Origin of the sequence: Nitrosomonas sp. Nm84, assembly GCF_003201565.1 — a bacterium.
Classification (GTDB): domain Bacteria; phylum Pseudomonadota; class Gammaproteobacteria; order Burkholderiales; family Nitrosomonadaceae; genus Nitrosomonas.
In genome coordinates, this window is sequence record NZ_QJJP01000001.1 from 152318 (window position 1) to 172888 (window position 20571).

14 protein-coding genes are annotated in these 20571 nt (G+C 46.0%); 9 read left to right on the top strand and 5 right to left on the bottom strand.

Annotation, left to right across the window (positions count from 1 at the left end):
* Positions 1-30: 30 nt before the first annotated feature.
* Genes C8R34_RS00775 through purL form a run of 3 tightly spaced genes read right to left on the bottom strand, consistent with a single transcriptional unit; the run spans position 31 to position 7379 of the window.
* Complete coding sequence (locus C8R34_RS00775; RefSeq protein WP_110336877.1) at positions 31-2076, bottom strand: M1 family metallopeptidase; 2046 nt, start codon at positions 2074-2076, stop codon at positions 31-33.
* An 18-nt stretch (positions 2077-2094) separates the two neighbouring features.
* On the bottom strand, positions 2095-3327 hold the full coding sequence (locus tag C8R34_RS00780; protein ID WP_110336879.1) for a ChaN family lipoprotein: 1233 nt from the start codon (positions 3325-3327) through the stop codon (positions 2095-2097).
* A 35-nt stretch (positions 3328-3362) separates the two neighbouring features.
* The gene (purL, locus tag C8R34_RS00785; RefSeq protein WP_110336881.1) at positions 3363-7379 is read right to left on the bottom strand and encodes a phosphoribosylformylglycinamidine synthase; all 4017 of its coding nucleotides are present in this window, start codon (positions 7377-7379) and stop codon (positions 3363-3365) included.
* A gap of 86 nt (positions 7380-7465) precedes the next feature.
* Here purL and C8R34_RS00790 point away from each other — a divergent pair, with 86 nt between their 5' ends.
* From C8R34_RS00790 to C8R34_RS00815, 4 genes are all read left to right on the top strand, one after another.
* Positions 7466-8992 carry an NAD(P)H-hydrate dehydratase gene (locus C8R34_RS00790; RefSeq protein ID WP_110336883.1) on the top strand — a complete coding sequence of 509 codons (1527 nt, stop codon included), beginning with the start codon at positions 7466-7468 and terminating at the stop codon, positions 8990-8992.
* A gap of 385 nt (positions 8993-9377) precedes the next feature.
* On the top strand, positions 9378-9758 hold the full coding sequence (locus tag C8R34_RS00800) for a hypothetical protein (RefSeq protein WP_132467041.1): 381 nt from the start codon (positions 9378-9380) through the stop codon (positions 9756-9758).
* Positions 9759-10057: 299 nt separating this feature from the next.
* A complete protein-coding gene (locus C8R34_RS00805) occupies positions 10058-10519 on the top strand; it encodes a hypothetical protein (protein ID WP_110336889.1) in 462 nt (153 codons plus the stop codon).
* Between the two features lie 784 nt (positions 10520-11303).
* A complete protein-coding gene (locus tag C8R34_RS00815; protein WP_110336891.1) occupies positions 11304-12869 on the top strand; it encodes a glyoxal oxidase in 1566 nt (521 codons plus the stop codon).
* A gap of 99 nt (positions 12870-12968) precedes the next feature.
* On the opposite strand, the gene C8R34_RS00820 is transcribed toward C8R34_RS00815, so the two are convergent.
* Entirely contained in the window at positions 12969-13382 is a 414-nt protein-coding gene (locus tag C8R34_RS00820) for a hypothetical protein (protein WP_110336893.1), read from the bottom strand.
* A 757-nt stretch (positions 13383-14139) separates the two neighbouring features.
* Here C8R34_RS00820 and C8R34_RS00825 point away from each other — a divergent pair.
* The 4 genes from C8R34_RS00825 (at position 14140) to C8R34_RS00840 (ending at position 18395) form a co-directional block, all read left to right on the top strand.
* On the top strand, positions 14140-15279 hold the full coding sequence (locus C8R34_RS00825; protein ID WP_110336895.1) for a glycoside hydrolase: 1140 nt from the start codon (positions 14140-14142) through the stop codon (positions 15277-15279).
* Positions 15280-15784: 505 nt separating this feature from the next.
* Complete coding sequence (gene motA, locus C8R34_RS00830; protein ID WP_110336897.1) at positions 15785-16645, top strand: flagellar motor stator protein MotA; 861 nt, start codon at positions 15785-15787, stop codon at positions 16643-16645.
* 38 nt (positions 16646-16683) lie between these two features.
* Positions 16684-17604, top strand: coding sequence for a flagellar motor protein MotB (gene motB, locus C8R34_RS00835; RefSeq protein WP_110336899.1), 921 nt, complete (start codon positions 16684-16686; stop codon positions 17602-17604).
* Positions 17605-17741: 137 nt separating this feature from the next.
* Positions 17742-18395: a class I SAM-dependent methyltransferase gene (locus C8R34_RS00840; protein WP_258364291.1), complete on the top strand. Its 654-nt coding sequence runs from the start codon at positions 17742-17744 to the stop codon at positions 18393-18395.
* Positions 18396-18406: 11 nt separating this feature from the next.
* Here the strand turns inward: C8R34_RS00840 and cysS are convergent, their stop codons facing one another.
* The gene (gene cysS, locus C8R34_RS00845; protein ID WP_110336903.1) at positions 18407-19792 is read right to left on the bottom strand and encodes a cysteine--tRNA ligase; all 1386 of its coding nucleotides are present in this window, start codon (positions 19790-19792) and stop codon (positions 18407-18409) included.
* Between the two features lie 151 nt (positions 19793-19943).
* Between cysS and C8R34_RS00850 the strand changes: the two genes are divergently transcribed.
* Positions 19944-20543 carry a peptidylprolyl isomerase gene (locus tag C8R34_RS00850; RefSeq protein ID WP_110336905.1) on the top strand — a complete coding sequence of 200 codons (600 nt, stop codon included), beginning with the start codon at positions 19944-19946 and terminating at the stop codon, positions 20541-20543.
* Positions 20544-20571 lie beyond the last annotated feature (28 nt).

Below are 20571 nucleotides of genomic sequence, written 5' to 3' on the forward strand. Positions count from 1 at the left end.
AGGCATAAGAACTCAACTCTCCTGACGCCATCATTCAACTATCACCTGCTGCACCCGCATCGGCCAAATCCCTTTCTCAACCGCCTGCCGACCATCAAACGCAATATAACTCTGCCGCCCGTAATGTGGTAACGGACGGATCAGGGCTTCAAGTGATGCGGCATCTTTTGCGGAAATGATCGCGAGTGATGCGCCATCGTTACGTGCTAATGTCCACGCTTGTGCAGTGCCCTTTTTGTTGATTTCATCCGGTCTGACTGGCAATTGTTTGGCGGCAAGCCAGGCATCGACTTCGGATTGCAGGCCGATGATGAGCGTCGGTGCTGCGGATAATGGCGCGTTGGATGCAATGATGTGTGGATTCTGGTCTTGCAATTTACCGGCAAGTGTTTCGGCGATTTTCCGCACGTCGGTTTTATCAGATAAAAGAACAGTCTGTGTCGATGGATTAACCATCACTTCGCGCAGGATAGGCGGTGCTTCGCCGGGCGCCAATTGGCGGAATAAGCGCAACTCCGGATCGAGTGAAACGGACAAGGGCTTTTCCGACAGCGTCAGCGTGAAAGTCTGTTGCTCCTGCTGCAAATCGAGTACATGAGTTTGCGTGCCCTGCTCGCTTTGGATGGCAATCGGAACCTGTAATTGATAGATCGGATCGGATTGTTTCAATGTAATCGTCAATCCATGACCGGAATCAGCCGGAATACTGTTCACTTCGCTGATCGCAATCGTGGGTGCGCCGCTGCGATCCAGCCATTGCGTGAAAAACGGCTGCAGATTGTGCCCTGAAATGATTTCAAACATCTTTTGCAATTGTTGCCAGGAGGTGATCTTAAAACGCTGTACCGCCCATAATCCCTGCAGCGCGCGCTGAAAAACCTCATCGCCCAATTGATCCCGCAGCATGAAGAAAAACATCGCAGCTTTGTTATAGCCGACAATCTTCGATGCGCCATGGGTACGCGAAGTAAATGCCGTCAGCGGTGCGTCTTGTCCCGGTTGCAGTGCGGCGAAATCACGCAGCCAGCCCAGGCGCATTTCCCGCGCGGCTTCGCTGCTTTCCTGTTCTTTATACGTGTAATCGGCCATGAAAGTCGTCAGGCCTTCCGACCAATTTCCGCTCCTGTAATCCGGATACACCCCGTTGCCCCACCAATTGTGCAGCACTTCATGGCCGAGCGAGGTATCGCGGATAAACGGCAATTGCAACACATTGATGCCAAGATAAGTCAGTGTGGGCATGCCGAAGCCGGTGGGAGTCGGGCTGGAAACCACGCTGAATTCGCTGTACGGATATTCGCCGATCCACGCTTCATACATTTTCAGATAACGCTTCACGGCATCCAAGTAATCCGTTGACAAGCCGCTGATTTGCGGATGAAAATAAGTGCGCAACTGGACTGGACGCTGGTTGATGCTCTGATGTGTCTGCGTTTCAACCACATACGGCCCGGCCATCAAATCGATGCCTTCTGCCGGGTGAGAAAATTCAAACGCTGCTTGATAGCCTTGTTCCGAATCACTTTCCTCAGTCAATCGACCTGCGACCAGACCACGTTGCCCCGCAGGCAATTCCAGCTTGACTTTATAGCGCGCCAGTTCGCCTGCAACGCGCGGATACCAGCCGGACGCATCGGGCAGAAACGTGCCGGCTGCACCGCTGACAGCGATGGGTCTGCCCAGCGTCTGTTGATGATCGAGCGAATCATCCAGCGGCGCCAATTTTCCCTGCCAATGAATCACAAATTGATACTCCTGGCTGAAACTAAATGGTATGTGCCAGGAATGCGGTTGATTGCTCCGTTCACGGCCAATGCCCAGTGGCGCATCGTTAAAAAGTGCGTGGGTGACTTCAAAGGAGGCGCCCAACAACAAGCGTAACTCCTTGGGCCGTTTGATGGTGATGATGCTTTTTCCTTCGAAGGTACGATTAGCCGGATCGATTCGCACCGTGATGTCATAATCAATTTCGTTAACCTTAGTAGGCTCATGAGCTGGCGCAGCGAGCGCAAATTGTGCAATAGCGCAGCTCAATAAAAAAACCCAGCAGAATTTGATGAATGTACGTTCCGTCATAGTTTCGTGCAGTAAGGGTTAGTGTTTCAATGCCGGAAATTTGGCAATGATCTGTAATTCCTGCTCGTCTCTTTTGATGGTTAGCGGTAACCAGGTTCCCGGCGCCTGACGTTTAACGATATTGATCACATCTTCGGTCTCTTTAAGCGGTAGCCCTGCCATTTCAATAATCACATCGGAATCCTGCAACTTGGCGGCTTCAGCAATGCTGTTTTTTTCCACCTGCAGCACCACGGCGCCGCCTCGGCCCATTTCGTAGCGAATTCCCAGGCGTTGGAATTGTGGCCGGAAAGATTCGGAAACATGCGGCAACACGCCGAATACCGCATCCGCCACGCCTGTCACGAGGTTTTTGCAGGATTTATCGCTGTCCCACGGCAATAATGCGGCAACATTCCTGACGCCCAGGTCATGCAATTGGTGCGCGACACCAAAACCGTGCAGCACATGGCCCGTGCCCATAACACCCACGACCAGCGGTTTTTCCGCGCCGGTGGATTCCGCCACGGCTTGTTGCAATATTTGCGCCATGGCACGATCCCATAGTTGTTGACCGCCGATGAAACGTCTGAAATCAGCATCGTCCTGGGAGATTTCGCCTGTTTTCTTATCTTTGCGATCGTGCTGTTTATAAATCGGCAGTAAATAATCCACATACGCTTGGCTGGGTTCTGCAGGGTGCGTCAAGCCTTCGCGCTCTTCCACCGGAATGCCATAGAAACCCTTTTCCGCTACCTGGCGGCGCAGGTTTGTTTCAATATTCAATGCCCGCATCGGAATACGATTCATGCGCGCGAAATGAAATAATGGCAGATACAGATTGGCGTCGGTATTCCATACCCGATCCCACTCGGCAACCCGCAGAAACTCTTTTTCACTCAGCTTGCCGGCCACCCATTGATCCAACGCTGCTTGTACGCGACGTGGAAACATTTCAAAACCGATGACCATATTGGGACGCATCGCATACAGGGCAATGAGTGTCTGCAATTGCCAGCGGTGATGATCTGCATTGATGTGCGTTTCACCCAGCAATACTACCGATGCTTTTGCTGCGCGTGCAATCACGTCCTGTTGCGTCGTCCGACCGGAGCCCGGCACAACCCAATCCCCTAATGCCACACACTGATTGAGTGTGGGTTTTTTCGCCGGTTTAACGGCGGTGGCCCAGGCGTTACTCCAACATAAACTCAGTAGCAATACGATCATACTCAGCATTCTGTTGCGTCGAGTTACACTAAAATTTGTCATTTTTGTTATCCTGTTAACGGATCAATTGATTCGGGCTATCCAACCCATTTGCGGGCATTTCTGAACAAGCGCATCCAGGGTCCATCTTCCTTTGCATCGGACTTCAAATGCTCGGGATACCAGGAATGCTGCGTAACCCGAAACACCCGCTCCGGATGCGGCATTAGCACATTAAAACGCCCATCCAATGTGGTTAGCCCGGTTATTCCTTGGTGCGATCCATTGGGGTTATAGGGATACTGTTCAGTGACTTGCCCATGATTGTCCACAAAACGTACCGTCACCAATGCAGCCACATTGTCAGGTTGACCGGCAGAAAATTCAACCTTGCCCTCACCGTGGGCTACCGTGATCGGCATCCGGCTACCTGCCATGCCGTCAAAAAATAATGATGGGCCTGGCTGTATTTCCACCATGGCAAAACGCGCCTCAAACTGTTCCGACACATTGCGCTTAAAACGCGGCCACGATTCAGCGCCGGGAATGATTTCATGCAGATTGCTCATCATCTGACAACCATTGCAAACACCCAATGCGAACGTGTCGCCGCGCTGGAAAAAAGCCTCGAATTCATCACGTGCACGCGCATTGAATAAAATCGATTTGGCCCAACCTTCACCCGCACCGAGCACATCGCCATAGGAAAAACCGCCGCATGCGACAAATCCTTTGAAATCCTTTAATAACACACGACCTGCAATGATATCGCTCATGTGCACATCGAATGCAGTAAAGCCTGCCCGGTCGAACGCTGCCGCCATTTCCACATGGCCATTGACGCCTTGCTCGCGCAGAATCGCCATGCGAGGACGCACGCCGGTTTGAATATACGGTGCGGCGATATCCTCATTCGCATCAAAACGCAGTGCAACCTGAAGACCGGGATCTGCGACATCGAGAATACGATCGTATTCCTGTTGCGCACACACCGGATTGTCACGCAGTTTTTGCATCTGATAGGTAGTTTCCGACCAGGCGCGCTGCAAATCCACGCGCTTTTCCGCCAACACCGGCTTGTTATTGCGCATAAAGCGGATTTCATCAGTGGCATTCAACCGTCCGATCACAAAGCTGACATCGCGCAAGCCGACTGCGGTCAACACCTGCATGACGTCATGGCGTTGCGCGGTGTTAATTTGCAGTACAGCACCCAATTCCTCATTGAATAGCACCGCAAACAAACGCTCCATAAACCTGCCACCCAGTTGTTCCGGCTGCAATTCAGAACCGTCGATATCGCTGCTATGCGCATCAAAACACAATTGATCAAGATTCACCGTTAATCCGGTGTATCCGGCAAAGGCCATTTCGCACAATGCCACGAACAGGCCGCCATCGGAGCGGTCATGATACGCCAACAGCTTATCTTCCTGATTCAACTGTTGGCTCGCAGCAAACAATGCCTTGAGCCTGTCTGCGCCTGTCTTGCCGTCGATGTCGGGTGCCACATTACCCACTTGCTTATACACTTGCGCCAACGCCGAGCCACCCAGCCGATTTCGTCCCTGCCCTAGATCGATCAAGATCAATTCGGTATCGCCGCAATCGGTGCGCAATTGCGGCGTCAAGGTTTTGCGCACATCGGTGACATTGGCAAATGCGGAAATGATCAGCGACAACGGCGCTGTCACTTCCTTGCGGACTCTTTCATGGGTGTTTTTGTCTGTTTCTTCCCAGACCGTCTTCATCGACATCGAGTCTTTCCCCACCGGTATGCTGATGCCCAGTTGCGGGCATAGTTCCATGCCGACGCTATGCACCGCGTCATATAACCCGGCATCTTCGCCCGGATGGCCGGCTGCCGCCATCCAGTTAGCGGATAGTTTGATTTTGCTGATCTCCGCAATCGGTGCCGCTGCGATATTGGTGATGGCTTCTCCCACTGCCATTCTTGCTGCCGCCACAGGATCGATCAGCGCCAACGGCGTACGTTCCCCAATGGCAAATGCTTCACCCAGATAGGTTTGGTAACCCATGCTAGTCACAGCGACGTCGGCAACCGGAATCTGCCACGGACCGACCATCTGATCACGCGCCGATAATCCGCCGACGCTGCGATCACCAATGGCAATTAAAAAGGTTTTGTCAGCCACCGCAGGCAAACGTAACACCCGGTAGGCGGCTTCGGTCAGATTCACACCGGACAAATCAATGGCGGGTAATATGCTGTTATTGTGCATCACATCGCGCGTCATTTTCGGCGGCTTACCAAGCAATACCGGCAACGGCATGTCCACCGGCGGCGTTGCCGATTGCTGATCAGTCACGATCAATTGTTCATCGGCAGTGGCTTCACCCACGACGGAAAACGGACAGCGTTCGCGCTCACAAATGCTTTGAAATACCGCCAGTGATTCCGGCTTGATCGCCAGAACATAGCGCTCCTGCGCTTCGTTACTCCAGATTTGCATTGGCGACATACTGGTTTCCTCGGACGGAATATCGCGCAAATTGAACCGCCCGCCTCTGCCGGAATCATGCACCAATTCCGGAAACGCATTGGATAAACCGCCCGCGCCGACATCATGAATGAATAAAATCGGATTATCAGCGCCGGTTCTTTGCAACTGCCAGCAGCGGTCGATCACTTCCTGCGCGCGCCGCTCCATTTCCGGATTACCGCGCTGCACCGAATCGAAATCCAGTGCTTCGGTATTGCTGCCGGTATCCATACTGGAAGCCGCGCCGCCGCCCAAGCCGATCAGCATACCCGGTCCACCCAGTTGAATCAGCAATGCACCCGGTGGAAATTTTTCCTTGCGCACGTGCCGATCGGAAATCTGCCCGACGCCGCCCGCTAACATGATCGGTTTGTGATAGCCGCGCATTTCTCCGGCGACACGCTCCTCGAAAGTACGGAAATAACCCGCCAGGTTAGGCCGTCCGAATTCATTATTAAACGCTGCCCCGCCAATCGGCCCTTCCAGCATGATCTGCAACGCCGAAGCAATGCGCGCCGGCTTGCCGTAAGTTGATGAGTCATCGGCAGAAGGGAAACGATCGTATTCCCACGGTTGCGTGTAGCCGGGGATATTCAGATTGGACACCGAAAAACCGGATAATCCGGCCTTTGGCTTGGCACCACGACCGGTTGCACCTTCATCGCGGATTTCCCCGCCAACACCGGTGGCCGCACCGGGGAAAGGCGAAATGGCGGTCGGATGATTATGCGTTTCGACTTTCATCAAGATATGCGTTTGTTCCTGGGCATAGCCATAAACCTGCCGATCGCCGGGGTAGAAACGTGCAATTTCTGCGCCTTCGATGACGCTGGCGTTATCCGCATAAGCCACTAACGTGCCTTGCGGATGCGTTTGATGGGTGTTGCGTATCATCGCAAACAGCGATTTATCCTGCGATTTTCCATCCACAATCCAATCCGCATTAAATATTTTATGGCGGCAATGTTCGGAATTGGCCTGGGCGAACATCATCAATTCAACATCCGTCGGATCGCGTTGCACTCGTTGAAAATGTTGCAACAAATATTCGATTTCATCCGCTGATAATGCCAGTCCCATGGCTTGATTCGCCTGCCGCAGCGCTTCGATACCGCCATGCCGCACATCAATCGCGTTGAGCGGTTTCGGTGCAAAATGCTGAAATAATTTGGTTGCATCGTCAAACGAAGCAAACACGGCTTCCGTCATGCGGTCATGCAGCAAAGACACGAGACGCGCTTTATCTTCAATTGAGAGCTGTGTATGACATTGAATGTAATATGCGATACCACGCTCAATGCGCATCACTGCAGTTAACCCGCAGTGATGCGCAATATCCGTCGCTTTACTGGACCAGGGGGAAATTGTGCCCGGACGCGGCAACACCAAGAAGAATTCACCAGGATGCTGATTGCTTTCCTGAGCCGAGTCATCATTGAGTAACCTCCTCAGCGCGTTGAATTCCTCAATCTGCAAATTCCGTGTCATCGAACAAAAATGCCAATATTCGGTAGCTACCGAGGATACTTGCAGATCCAGCGTGTTAATTTCTTTGAGTAATTTTTCCAGACGAAACGAAGATAGCGCACGTCCACCACAGAATTGGAGCATCAGGGAATATCAAACGGTTATTTAAAGATTACAATTTTACACGAGAAGATATACTTATCGCTGCTCATCCGACGATGCTAACAAATATGATAAATGCCGATGCTGTTTTTTTGACTGCTGAAATACGTGACATTGAACATCAGGCCGCAATGCTGCCCGATCCTCCCCATTTGATGGAGAAGGCCGGTCTGGCTGCTGCGCAAGTCATTCGCAACCAATTGCTTAAACACACGAATCATTCTGTGCTGGTACTCGCCGGCCCAGGCAATAACGGCGGCGATGCTTTTGTTGTGGCACGCTATCTACAGGAATGGGGCCATGCGGTTACTGTGGCTTTTACCGGCGACCGCGACCGCGAACCGTTCGACGCCAAGCAAGCGATGCAAGCCTGGCTCGCCAGCGGCGGCGAAATTTCCGCCGACATCCCCGGCGATCAACACTGGGATGTCGTAATTGATGGTTTATTCGGTATCGGTCTGGATCAATCCAAGCACCGCCCGATCGAAGGCAAATACCGGGAATGGGTGGATCGCATCAATCAGATGAATGTTCCCATCGCATCGTTGGATATTCCATCCGGCCTGGGCAGCGATGACGGCTGCATTTACGGTGCCGCAATACACGCCACCATTACCGTGACATTCATCGGATTAAAACCCGGTCTGTTCACCAACTTCGGGCCTGAGTGCTGCGGCACGGTTGTGCTGTGTGATCTGGATATCCCGCTCGCCTCACCACCCGTGCCACACATCTGGCTGCTTGATAAAAAACTGGCACAATCGCTGCTGCCCCCTCCCCGCTGTGCCAATAGCCACAAAGGCACGTTCGGCAATCTCGCCATTCTGGGCGGCGCTACCGGTATGGTCGGCGCGACGTTGCTTGCCGGCCGCTCAGCATTACATCTGGGCGCTGGACGCGTCTACCTCGGCTTGCTGACTCGCCTTGCCCCACCCGTTGACTTTTTACAACCTGAATTAATGTTGCGCTCGCCTCCGGAGCTTTTCAAACTGAAATCGTTAGACTGTCTGGTGGTCGGTCCCGGTTTAGGTGACGAACCGGAAGCGCTGTCCTGGCTGGATTGCGCACTCAGTACCGAATGGACCTTAGTGCTGGATGCCGATGCATTAAATCTGATCGCCATGCATCCGCACCTGGCCAAGAAACTCAGCCAACGTAAAACTCCGAGTGTTTTGACTCCGCATCCCGCTGAAGCGGCCCGTCTTTTAAAAACGGATACCGATGCCATACAAAACAGCCGTATGGATGCCGCATGTAAAATTTCACAACAACTCAATTGCTACGTAGTACTGAAAGGTGCCGGCAGCATCTGCTGCTTTCCCGATGGAGAACGTTACATAAATACCAGCGGCAATCCCGGACTCAGTACTGCGGGCACAGGCGATGTGCTGGCGGGAATGATCGGTTCGTTGATCGCACAAGGCTTGAATCCGGATCATGCGCTGTTGCTGGCGGTTTACCTGCATGGTGCCGCCGCCGATAGCCTGCTGCAACATAATCACGGCCCATTGGGCATGACTGCATCGGAAATTATTGCTGCTGCGCGTGTTTCGCTGAATGATTGGATTTATCAGAAGATCAATACATCTCGATAGCAAGGTAACAATTTCTTACAGTGCTGCAGGAAAGCAAGTATACTTTCAAAAACAATTGAGTATATTTTATAGCGTTTCAATTAAATGTTAACAATTTAGTTCTTTATTAAACTTAAGATAGATAGATTATCCAAATGATCCGTCAGCAAAAAAACAAAATTTCGTTTCTGATTACTTTAATCATAAGCCTATTTCTGATTTTACCCACGCAAATACTCGCGGAAGCTACTGTTTATTCGACGTCGGAAGGTTCTGTTTATTATTCAGGAGAGACATACCCCTTTTATTATTCAGACACCCTGCATATACCACGCATCGATACTCATAACCAGCCGGGTCTGTACCAAAGGGCAATGCTGCAGTTCGATCCATCGATGCATGGCGATTGGAAAGAGTTGATACACTTTCAATCGCTAACGACCGCATTAAACAAGTTGATTTGATTATCACAGAATCCTTACCCGTTCAGGTTTATCTTCAAATAAGAGGTCAATTTCACACTGCATGCGGTGGCTATCCCATCATCAGCGACAGGCAAAATGACGAGAAATTCGAAGTAACCGTAGCTTTCGATACGCAGCGCTTTCCAGAGGAAGAAACGCCATGTACTGCCGGTGATTCCCTTATATTCCATCCATTGCAAGTCTATGGTTTAGTTGCAGGAACCTATGAATACGTTATTAATGGTACATATACCGGATCATTTGAATTAAAGAGCCATAACCTAATCCCACGTTCCTTGGTAAAGCTACCCACTACAAATTGATTTTTTTATCTAAAGTCTGTTATTGGAACGCGCCTTCGGCAAGACAAACAATACCAGACTTTGCAATTTATACTCGGTCAGCAAAATATATTGTGATTTGCTAATAAGTAAAATGCATTGAATCGAAGTTTCATGCATTGGACAATCTATCGCTCATTTCTGCAAACCACAATTTCATTCGGCACGATAAGAATCGTAGTCCTACCTTGATGCTACATCATCTGTTCCAATAAAATCCGCCCCTTGATTTATAATCCTGATCAATCTTTGTTTAAATTTTACTGCATTAAGGATATTCAATGGCTAATCTATCTCAATCAATTAAGCATATGCTCGTGCAGTCATCGCTGGTAATGTTGGTCGTTTCACATGCGGCGATGGCTGGCGAATCTCCGACCGTTGCACCATGTTGCCAACAATCTGATGCACAACAATCCCGCTTGATTGAGTTGCCCGCAGCAGCCGTTCAGAAATTGAAAATTAATGCCGGATTCGGCTGGGGAATTTTTAGTGGTACGATCTACAACGGCAATGAAAATTACCATGTAACACAGTTGGTTGTCAGCATGGAACCCATCCACGGCCATCACCACATGGACGCGCATGCCACCATGTCGCACGACCCCAAAATACATCATATTGATCTGGATCTGCCGCCGGTATCGAAAGGCGCTTTATCGATGCCCTTAGCCAATGAAGATGTTCACATTCATGATTTCAAGTGGGAAATCATTAAGGTCATGGGTTATCAAACACGCTAACATAAATCTTTCACTGTAAAATTGGCATTGGGCCAGGGAAAATTGGCTCAGCGTTTGTTGCCGGATTATACATCCCCGGTTAACCCATCCCATCTTAATCGCTTGTTTACTTGGATGAATCGCACGCATATTTACATCGGCATCGCCAACAGTCGCCATCATTCTATTACATATCACCATGATGGGATTCTCTCGATATAATCACATCCTTTTCTTTCCAGCCTTGCTGGTACTGATCGTTTGGCAAGGAATCTTCGGTCTGTTGTTGACCTTACGTTACACACCCACTGAGTTGAAGAAATTTTCTTATTTGGTGCATACTCAGTTTGTTAGCGGCGTTGCTATTGGGGTATTTGCTTTTTTTGACCATACATTTATTGATGATTGATACAAACATGTTATAAAACATTCAAAAAAGACATCGATATGGTTATCATCTATCACTCTACCTTGATTCCTACAAAATCATATTAATCGACAACGCCACCGTATGTAGTTTACTCATCTTCATACAGAACATTTTATAAACCAATTTAATTAGATATTCAGTTTTTTAGCCAAAACACAGGATGTTTTGCTTATAAAATAAGTAGATTTGACCCATGACAAATCTTTATCTATCACCTATAGTAAAGTTTGATAAATAAGCGATAACGCAGCGTTTTTTCTGCTCGTTTATGAGCACGCTGTTGTTTGTTTAATATAGATCTTTTATTATTCCTCATGATGATAAAAGAATCGATGCTTTTCCACTTCTTATATTCAGTATCAGGAGCTATATATAATGTTTAAACATTTTCTTCCTGCGCGAGGAGTTTGGCACCTAAAGTATCTGATAACAGCTACTTTTGCCCTCTTCTCATTTACTTACGAAGCTATCACGCCTGCACTGGCAACAGGACCAGAAGTGCACTTGAAAGGACAATTTGGCCCCCTGCACAATTGGCCAATCATACCGCTTGCCATGATGCTTATGCCCGATGGACGAGTATTTGCTTATGGGACAACTCCAGCTGGTATACAGAATGCCAAATTGCATTATGCGATTTGGGATCCTTCTTTGGGTACCGGCACCAATGCGTTTGAAACTTTACCCAATACCACCAACACAGATATTTTTTGCGCCGGTCAAGCACTGATCCCTGCAACCGGCCATGCGCTGATCGTCGGCGGAGATGCTTTGGTGAACACAAAACGTAATTATGCAAATAGTGATGTTAATATCTTTGATCCGACTACGGATACACTCATACGCCAAACTCAAAATATGGCTTATAAGCGCTGGTACGCGACGGCAGTAACTATGCCAAATGGCGAACATGTCATACTGGGTGGTCGTAACGATAGAAATTTTGCAGGAACATCAACTATTCCAGCTACCGTGGAAACCTATTCGCCCATACCGGAGGTACGATCGGTGGCTGGCAATTGGCGATCACTCAGCACAGCAAACAGTGATTCTGCTTACGGAGGACTCGGCGGCGCCTCGTGGTTTTATCCGCGAGCCTGGGTGAATCCACAAGGTACGATATTTATTCTTGGACACAATGGGCCAATGTATAAGCTCGATATTTCAGGTACTGGTACACTCACTAGATACAAAACAAAAACTGCAGTGGGACGCAATAACATACCCAGTGTGATGTTCGCTCCTGGTCGAATTCTCGCTGTCCGCAGAGATCGTGTAGCCGTAACCGTTGATATCAATGGTACCGGTGAACCTATTGTAGCCCCAGCCGGTCTTCTAGCAAAAGATCGTCAGTATGGCAGTGCTACTGTACTTGCCGATGGCCGGGTCTGGGTCAATGGCGGTTCATCAACTGGCAATGATCTAGTAGGCATGGCATTAGAATCTGAGCTTTGGGATCCAAATACTGGGAATTGGACAACCACAGCAAGCGCAGCTACAGCGAGATTATATCATTCCGCTTCACTCTTGCTTCCGGATGGAACTGTAATCACTGGAGGAGGTGGTGCACCAGGTCCACTCAAACAACTAAACGGTGAAATTTTCTACCCGCCTTATCTGTTTAAAACAGATGGCAGTGGCGAATTTGCACCTCGTCCGGAAATTATTGATGCCCCGACAACAATGATCACTTGGGATCAAGAATTTTCAATCGAAGCAACCGCCAGCATTTCCAAAGTCACGCTTATACGTGTAGGTGCAGCCACGCATACATTTGATCACGAGACGCGTTTTTTTGATCTACCCGTCCCACTCGCAGGCAACATTGTGACCGTGCGAACACCGGCAACGGCCAATATAGCGCCTCCAGGTTTCTATATGGTTTTTGTATGGGATGCTTCAGGAGTACCTTCCATCGCAAGAATCATACAAATTGGCTAAAAAATCGCTTGTGATTCACAATCCGCATGGTAACTAATAGCTACGGTCAGGATAAAATAGCCCCGTGTTTTGTAACACGGGGCTATTAACTCGTAATATCTACTCTGTTTTTATAGCAATTACTTCATCAACTAAATCGTTCTCATCATACTTAACTAAATAAGCCATTTCATCACCACTGAATGTTATTTCAGTCGGTATACCCACGAGTTCCCATAATCCCAACGTAACAACGCTTGCAGCGCCATGGAAAAAGGCTCTGCTTACTTTGGCTCCCGTGCTATATCCTTGAACAAACTTAAAGATTTCAATTTTTTTATTATCTTTATATTCACTGATAATGGGTGCGCCGTATTCGGCAATTAGTACAGTCCTTGGCACACCTATACTAAATAAGCTGATATCTTTCTTAACCGGTTGTTTTGCGGCCATAAAAACAGAGCACCCAGAAACTTGAGTAACCAATAAAGCCAATAGCAAAATAGGAAGCATGCATCGCTCTAAAATAATCATTCTGTCATCATTTGTTTATCTATATCCTTGATAATTACTTTCAATCTCCATTGATCAGTGTGATCGAGTTCAAATAATTAACTTTCCAATTAATTCTCTCGGCTATCAATAAAAACATGAGCTTTAGATATACTCCTATCCATTTCTACTTATATCTCCACCACAGTAATGTCAGGAGAATATTTTAATACTTTCTCAGATTCCTTACTAGAAAGTCTATATCCTCTATCCGAATATCCTACACATAAAAATCTGGCTCACCGAGCGATCTTCAACTAGCACATAGTTATAACATATCCTGTTAACTAGTTTGCCTTGACATATACGAACAAAACCACATCATAGAAAACAATTAATTAACAACTAGTTGCCACACAACGATTCATTTGATTCTGAGAATTAGTCTATTTAAACCTCTCTTTTAAACACTAAAGTTTCGGTGTTACTTTGTCGTTCAAAAATTCTCGAAGCAAACAATGCAAGAAAAAATCTTACATTAAATTATAAAGATACATTCCATCTATAGAAGATGATCATTAATTGCTTCCAGTAAGAAGTTCAAAGTGTAAATCCCAAGAGGCTGTCCGAGAATAGCTATCGCAGTGAGGGAAAACGATATCCAGTCATATTTTTGAATATTTGTGGAAATTCACATGATTCCATTTGAAAAATAATCGAGAAACATGATCTGACAAGTTTTCTGTAACAAGCCACTCTATTCTCAGACAGCTTCCCACCTTTAAAAGGAATCTTTCATATGTACACTGAAAATATCGTTAAAACTCGAGCCAACACTACCTCTACTCACTTAGCTAGAGAAACACACAGCACATTGACTACATTATTATTTATCCTAAGCATGATATTGATCACTTGGGGAACGTATGCTAACGGAGCGGTCACTCCAAATCCCATCAAATGGCATCCTGGTCACTACGTTATGCTCGTAGGTTCAGGCAAAGATAGCGCCAGATATATGGACCAAATATACAATGAACTCGATACATATTCTGCACTACGCGGAATAGCAATACGTTACGAATGGTCAGAGTTGGAGTCAGCAAAAGGTGTGTATAATTTTGCATCTATCGATAAACACCTTACTGAGCTTGCGGCGCGAGACAAACGCCTTATAATTTTGCTGGAAATAAAATCATACGATCCTAACGAAATCCTCATACCAGATTACCTGAAAGCTGCAATTTATGAAGGCGGAGTATTTGCTTATACCAAAGGATACAATCTCAAGCTGTGGAATACTGCAGTGCGTGATCGCTTAGGTGCATTGGTTCGTGCACTGGGCAAGCATTTAAATTCCCACCCTAACTTTGAAGGTTTCGGTCTACAAGAAACTACCATGGGACAACTGCTAGAACCACTAACCAGCGCTCAAATAGACGCATATTACAGTAATCTGCTCAACATCAATCAGCGCATGCGTAATAATTTTCCCAATACAATGACGTTCCAGCTTACAAACTATCCACGTGGAATTCTAGATTCACTTATTAATGGATTAAAAACAATGGGGGCAACATTGGGTGCTACAGACATTTTTCCACAAGAACCAGGATTGCTCTTTCCAGGGTCGAAATATTCACCCAGAGGACTCTATACCTACTTTCCTCAGCTTACCAACGTTATTCCTCTGTTAGCTCAAGTAGAAAAGGCAAATTATGAGAACACCAAACACGATGACACTGGCTATCAGCCAACCATAACCGAGTTGCTTAATTTTGGGAGAGATAAACTGAAGGCCAATTACATCTTATGGACACGCTCTCCAGGTTACTATGATGATGTATTACTAATGCTAAATCAAGCAGCACAAAAAAAGACTCCTTCGGGTGGCCTAAATTCAGTCTGTCCAACCAGCATTGCCTCCTGTATCGACTAGCAACAGTAGCTTAAACATACATTAGACGAAGGCTATACTTCCTAAGATATATCCTTCGTCTTAGTCTTAATTAATCTCCATTCATTTAGCGGTCATAATCAAAATGAACCAGCTACTATCACCGACGCACCAATAACGAAGGACTCCAACCATCTCGCTGTTTTTGTTTAATTATCGCTTATCTAATTCGCCAAATACTACCTGCTACGCGTAGTTGCTGGAAACAACGACTCAAGACTAGCGCTGCCTACGCATCACAGATATCGATTAGGGTATCCAATTCACTAACAAAGCCTTTTTTATCTAATGTCCTCTGCATCAAGTCATTTGGATGCAACTCTATTAGCATGATTATATGTGATAAACAGTAATAATAATAAAAGACTAGAAAATACGGGGAAAACTCGTTTTATCTCTAAGAATGAATTTTGTAACGATATGTTACCTTCTCAAACCAGAATCTACCATCAATGGTTAAATCATTACATTCCTGGGAGTCAGCACAATGCTCGTAATTGTTGGTTACATTATCATTATTGTCTCGGTATTCGGTGGTTTCGCTTTAGCGGGCGGCCATCTCGCTTCGCTATGGCAACCAGTCGAACTTCTTATGATTGGTGGTGCTGCTGTTGGTGCGTTTGTAGTTGGTAACTCAAATAAAGCACTTAAGGCAACCATGAAGGCTTTACCTACTGTTTTTAAAGGCTCCAAGTATACCAAAGCATTGTATATGGATTTAATGACACTGCTCTATGAGGTGCTCGGAAAAATTCGTAAAGAAGGATTGATGTCCATTGAATCAGACGTGGACGACCCCAGCAACAGTCCTATTTTCACAAAATATCCTGATATCTTAGCTGATCACCATATCACAGAATTTATCACTGATTACTTAAGGCTAATGGTTGGTGGGAACCTTAATTCTCTAGAAATAGAAAACTTAATGGATAGCGAATTAGAAACCCACCATCAAGAAGGCGAAGTACCTATCCATACCATATCCAAGCTTGGTGACGGTTTACCTGCTTTTGGTATTGTTGCGGCTGTGATGGGGGTCGTGCATACCATGGAATCGGTTCATCTCCCTCCTGCAGAACTGGGTATTTTGATTGCTGCGGCACTGGTGGGTACATTCTTAGGAATTTTACTTGCTTACGGCTTTGTCAGTCCTTTAGCCGGTAAGCTTGAACATAACCTACACGAATCCAGTAAGTTATATGAATGTATCAAAATCACTCTGTTGGCAAATTTAAATGGTTATTCTCCTGTTCTGGCTGTTGAGTTTGGCCGGAAAGTCTTATTTACCACCGAGAGACCTTCTTTCATGGAATTGGAAGAACATGTCAAGCAAAGCAAGGCAAAGTAATCGTTAAATAATATCTAATTTAAATTGAGAGAATACCTATGGCTGATGATCTTGCGCAACGACCGATAGTCATCAAGCGGATTAAAAAAGTAGCGGGTGGCCATCATGGTGGCGCTTGGAAAATTGCCTATGCCGATTTTGTCACCGCTATGATGGCTTTCTTTTTGCTCATGTGGTTATTGGGATCGTCAACCAAAGCGCAATTGCAAGGTATTTCGGATTACTTTAAAACACCTTTGAAAGTTGCCATGTCAGGCGGATCGGGTAGCGGCGACAGTAGCAGTGTCCTTAAAGGTGGCGGTACAGATTTAACTCGCAAAGAAGGCCAAGTGCGGAAAGGCGATATCAATGAACAAAAAATTGATAGCGAAACCAAGAAAATTCTACGAGAACGCGCTGAACTGATTAAATTGGAAGGGCTAAAGAAAAAGATAGAGCAAGCCATCGAAGCGAATCCAGCCTTAAAGAAATTTGAAAATCAGCTTTTATTGGATATCACAACAGATGGATTAAGAATTCAAATTGTCGATGAGCAGAATCGCCCCATGTTTGCGCTTGGTAAAGCTGAACTACAATCCTATACCAAAACCATTCTGCGAGAAATTGGAAAAATGCTCAACGATGTCAATAACAAAATCAGTCTTTCCGGACATACTGATGGCAAACCGTTTCCATCGGGTGATAAAGGTTTCAGCAATTGGGAATTATCAGCAGATCGAGCCAATGCATCACGGCGAGAACTCGTTGCAGGCGGTATGGATACCAATAAAGTGCTCCAAGTAGTTGGCTTATCTTCTGCGGTATTATTTGACAAAAATGACCCGCTAAATCCGATCAATCGTCGGATCAGCATCGTAGTAATGAATGAAAAAGCTGAAAAAGCGGTCACTATGGATAATCCTACCGTCGATATCGATGTACAAGACGAGCCTGACAAAGCATTATTGCAAACCCCATAAAAGCATTCGTCATTTAACGATATGATTCCCAATATTCTATGTTAAAACATCAAAATTCTTCAATGACTGCTCTACTTATTCAGATAGTTTCCATACTATTGGTAGTGCTTGTCATAATCTCTCAATCCTTCATCGCAATGAGCATATTCGAGTGGAGTATGGTGCAGGGTTTATTGGCGGGATTCATCAGTTACTATGTACGCATGCCCTATTGGTGGACACCTATTCACCTTGTGTTTATGCCGCTCATCATCACAACGCTGGCATTCAATATTTCCCCACTTTGGTTTTTGTTGTTTTTTATTTGCTTATTATCAGTTTATGGAAAAACCTACAAAACTCAGGTGCCACTGTATCTTTCAAGCAAAAATGTGAACATTGCGCTTGAATCATTGTTGCCCAGGCAAGGTGAGTTTTCTTTTATTGATTTGGGGAGCGGTTGCGGCGGCTTATTAAATAATCTGGCAGATGTACATAAGAATGGTAAATTTTACGGTATCGAATCAGCGCCCTTACCGTTTTTAATCAGCCGATTAAGAAATGTGTTTCGCACTTTACCCTGCAAAATATTCTGGGGTGATTTCTGGAATCACGATTTCTCAAACTATGATGTGGTATACGCCTACCTGTCACCGGTTCCGATGGAATCACTATGGCGCAAAGCCAGTAAAGAAATGCGCCCGGGCAGCTTACTGATCAGTAATACGTTCATGATTCCAGGACTCACACCACACAAAAGCATTCAGCTCAACGATTTTTCAAACTCAACGCTATATTTGTGGAAAATATAGTGTTTGGAATGTTATTGACGCCGCCACGTAGTTCCTTGTGAGCTGTCTTCGAGAATGATCCCTTGTTCTAAGAGACTCTTACGAATCGCATCAGCATCGGAGTACCGCCCTTCTTTACGTGCAGTGATACGTTGCTGAATCAATTTTTCAATGGTGTCTTGAGCTAAAGAGTCCGGCATATTGACAGCCGCTTTATTCTGTAAATAATCTTGCGGATTTTGCTGTAATAAGCCCAATAAACCACCTAGTGTTTTCAGTAACCCCGCACTCTCCTGTGAGTCCGTTTTATTAATATCACTGGCAAGCTCAAACAATACGGCAATTGCTTCAGGCGTATTAAAATCATCGTTCATGGCGTCTTGGAATTTCCGCGCAGCCGCATTATTCCAGTTGATTGCCGCTTTCTCCTCAGTCGGGCCAGCTTCTTTGAGTGCGATATACAAACGATCCAGTGCAAGTTTTGTATCCTTGAGATGCTGATCCGAATAATTTAATGGGCTGCGATAATGCGCGCGCAGAATAAAGAAGCGCACAACTTCGGCTTGATAATGTTTGAGTATTTCTCGAACAGTAAAAAAATTACCTAACGATTTCGACATCTTTTCATTGTCAACACGCACAAACCCATTGTGCATCCAATAATTAACAAATGGATGATCATGAGCCCCTTCGCTTTGTGCAATTTCATTCTCATGATGCGGAAATTGCAGATCCTGACCGCCTCCATGAATATCAAAATGTACACCCAATAGCTGTTCGCTCATTGCCGAACACTCAATGTGCCAGCCCGGACGCCCTTTTCCCCAAGGCGATTCCCAAGACGGTTCGCCAGGCTTTGCCGCTTTCCACAGAACAAAATCCAATGGATCCTTTTTGTTGGAATCGATTTCAACCCGCTCACCTGCACGGAGATCATCCAGCGATTTGCCTGAAAGTTTTCCGTAGCCTGGAAAATCATGCACTGAATAATAAACATCTCCATTACTGGCAGGGTAGGCAAGTTTTTTACTGATCAAGGTGTTGATCATGCTGATCATCTGTTCCACATAATCTGTTGCACGTGGCTCGTAGGTGGGCGACACAATACCCAATGCTGAAGCATCTTCGTTCATCGCCTGAATAAAACGATTCGTCAGATCCTCAATGGATTCATGATTTTCTTGTGCGCGCTTAATAATTTTATCGTCGATATCAGTCACATTCCGTACATAGCTCACAGCAAAATTATTTGCCTTAAACCAGCGCACGACCGTATCAAATACAACTAAAACCCTTGCGTGTCCCAAGTGACAATAGTCATAGACAGTCATACCACACACATATATTTTCACCTTCCCAGGCGTTAATGGCACGAAATCTTGTTTTTCGCGAGCGATTGAGTTATAAATTTTAAGCATAAAGAGGTTAATAGAGATAAAATTGTAGAACTGCTTGTCTTTTTGATAAAATTCTGGACGTTCTGGAGACTGGACTAGAAATTACTGAATGAGTATAACATACTGCCAGAACGAAACTCTCATCCCCACTACACACCCAACAGGACCAAATATGCTCACACGATTGCGCCAGTTTGTGATTTTTCTATTTTTAACTTCAGTCAGCTTAAATATTGCTGCAGCCAATATAATAACCGTCGAGATGAAAACAAATATTGGCAATGTAGTTTTCGAGCTTTATCCGGATAAAGCGCCTAAAACCGTAGAGAATTTCTTACATTATGTTGACAGCGGATATTATAAAAACACGATATTTCACCGTGTAATTCCGAATTTCATGATCCAAGGTGGCGGGTTTGATACTACTTTTAGTCAAAAGCCTACTCGATCACCCATACAAAATGAAGCGGCTAACGGTTTAAAGAATGAAGTTGGAACCATTGCGATGGCGCGTACAGCCGATCCACATTCCGCAACTGCACAGTTTTTTATCAATGTTGCAAATAACGGATTCCTTAACTACAAAACCTCCAATCAGAGTGGGTATGGCTATACTGTATTTGGTAAAGTGATCAGTGGCATTGATATTGTACAAAAAATTGCATCAATACCAACTGGTTCCGGTGGTCCATTTCCAGGTGATGTGCCTAAAACCAGCATAATCATAGAAGATATGATTCAATTACCTGTTCTTGAGAAAAATTCACAATAAAGAGCATCACAAATTAATAAAAGGATTG